The organism is Moorena sp. SIO3I6 (assembly GCF_010672095.1).
The window spans coordinates 1-2,583 of record NZ_JAAHHU010000626.1; the positions used below are offsets into that span (position 1 = coordinate 1).

The window sequence follows — 2,583 nt, forward strand, 5'->3', positions numbered from 1 at the left end:
TCGCTACAGAAAAGCCAGTCATTTCTGTCCAAGTTGGATTAAGAAAGGTAAATACCCCAACCCCATCGGTTTGGAAAATAACCTCTTGCACATTTTCCACCACTGACCGATACTGCTCCTCTCTCTCCAGCAAGGCCAGTTCAACTCGCTTGCGTTCGGTAATGTCTTCAACAGAGCCTTCGTAGTAGAGCAAATTTCCATTAGTGTCTCGGACAGGGCGCACATTTTCCAAAATCGAGATTACACTACCATCTTTGCGATAAGCCTGAGCCTCAATGGATGATACAGCGCCATTTTCCGCGATTCTGTCAGTAAACTCGTTACGACCCTCAGTGTCCACATAAATTTGTTTTGAAACGTTCGTGATCGACTCTACTAGTTCTTCTGGGCAAGAATAGCCATAGATTCTCGCTAAGGCTGGATTGGCACTAATAAAGCGCCCATCGGGTGTAATCTGATAGATGCCCTCTACTGAATTCTCAAAGATGCTGCGATAATTCGCTTCAGCTTGCTGCAGTGCTTCCTCGGCTCGCTTACGATTGGTGATATCACTAAAGGTACAAATGACTTGCTCTACTGACCCATCCACCCCCACCTGGGGATCGGCATTCACTAGTAACCATACCCAATCTTTCGTCGCTTGATTGTGGACACCCATAACCACATTTCTTACCAGTTTACGGGTGCTAATTGCCTGTTGGATAGGACGACTTTCAGTGGGGAATGGAGTGGTGTCTTCGTGAATGATAGTCCAATCTGAACCAAAAGGACTTTTATCCAACAATTCACTTTCGGTGAAGCCCAGTATATCCAGAGCCGCCTGATTAAAGAGCATGAATTCGGTTTTTGCCTCGAATAGCAACACCCCTACCTGCATTTCTCGAATCACTGTCCGGAATAGCCTTTCGCTTTCTTGCAATGCTTCTTGTCTAAGAGCTTGCAGTGCTTTACTCGTTTTCTGCTCGTAATTTGAGGCAAGTAAGGTGAGGCTGGAGATGATTAGGTTAGTTATCCCTATGGTGCTTGTTACTACCGAAGTATTTAATGTCGCAGAAAACCCAGTGTCTAATGGTGGAGTAACGGGGAACTTGGCTGCCATCATGGCTGTATAGTGTACAGAGGTAATGGCTAATCCCAGGATCACTGCCCAGCAAACCTTCCACCCATGAAGGACTTTTCCGGTTCCTACCCCCACATCAAAGGATAGCCACAAGATGAAAAACGATGTCAAGCTGGCTATAACAACGGATAGGGCAACAAAAAAGAGGTTGTAGTGAATCAGCCCTGGTATTCTCATGGCAGCGATCAGTAGGTAGGGTATGGATGCGATCGCTAATCCCATTACCACACTGCCCACCATTAACTGTCTGAGGTTGTTGATGCGGCTGACACTATAGAGTACGGCACCAGATATTAGCACTGCTACCCAGTAAGAAAGCAGTACCATTGGCGTATCATAAGTGATAGGGGTGGGGAAGCGGAATGCTAGCATTCCCAAAAAGTGTATTGACCAGATCCCAATTCCCATGATCATTGCCCCACCGATCAGCCAAGCTTTACGGTTAGTCTTTTGTGAGGTTTTTACTTGTCTAGCTAGAATCAGCACCGTATAGGTCACAATCGAGGCGATAGCAATGCATAGAACAACTAACTGTAGGTCATAGAGACCACTCATTGCTCTATCTGTATCGCTAATTGGGACAGTTTCTATGAGAAAATTGAGCCAGACCAAAACCATTGAGTAGGGCATACCGAGATATTATCTCCCAGACCCTCTAGGGGCCATTTTAATATATTTCTTACGAAAATTGTCTTGTAATTATAAATATATGTCTTGAATTTACACAATTTTGATGAATTAATTTACCGTATAAATACGGATTTTTACTATAGCTATATCCTGAAATTTACCGAATCTAATCTATTGGTTGAATCAGAAAGCACCAAATTTAAAACTCGGTAATTGTAATTGCATAGATTTTTTGAGCTACCAAATAATTATCAACAGAGGGAAAGATAAGTGGATTTATCCATACCTAATTGAATTTTTGATAATCATCATTGGGTGTATACCGTACAAACAACTACTTTGGTAAGCAGTCAGCCGTCAGCCGTCAGCCGTCAGCCGTCAGCCTAATGCTGACGTAAATCAGATTAAACCAATGCTTACCTGTTTGATTCAAAAGCTGTCAGCTAATGTCAGGCAACCCCTGATCAATAAACAGAGTACGAATTTTTTCGTCAATTAACAGTTAATAGTTAATACTTAAAAGTTAATAGTGAACCTGACGTAAGTCTTGTAAAACTGGGTGTAGTGGGTCATAAACTCGTTCAGAATTTCCTTGAATCACCCGGTGAATGGGAACAACTTCCACCACGCAGTTAGTGTATGCGATCGCATCCAACTGTCTTACCAACTCGGGTGACCAAGGTTCCTCACGAACTCTCTGATTTTGGCAAGTCAGCCACTCAATTAAATGCGATCGCATCACACCTGGTAAAATTCCAGCTTCCACTGGTGGTGTCCACCACTGACCATCTCCCCATCCCCATAAGTTACCTGTGCTAGTTTCCAGCCAATTC

General features: G+C 43.5%; 2 protein-coding genes. Both read right to left on the bottom strand.

Annotation, left to right across the window (positions count from 1 at the left end):
• Window positions 1–1,750, bottom strand: a 1,750-nt coding sequence (locus tag F6K49_RS40475) for a PAS domain S-box protein (protein WP_293106501.1), incomplete at its 3' end; no start/stop codon positions are given.
• Between the two features lie 523 nt (window positions 1,751–2,273).
• Window positions 2,274–2,583, bottom strand: a 310-nt coding sequence (locus F6K49_RS40480; RefSeq protein WP_293106504.1) for an aminotransferase class IV, incomplete at its 5' end; no start/stop codon positions are given.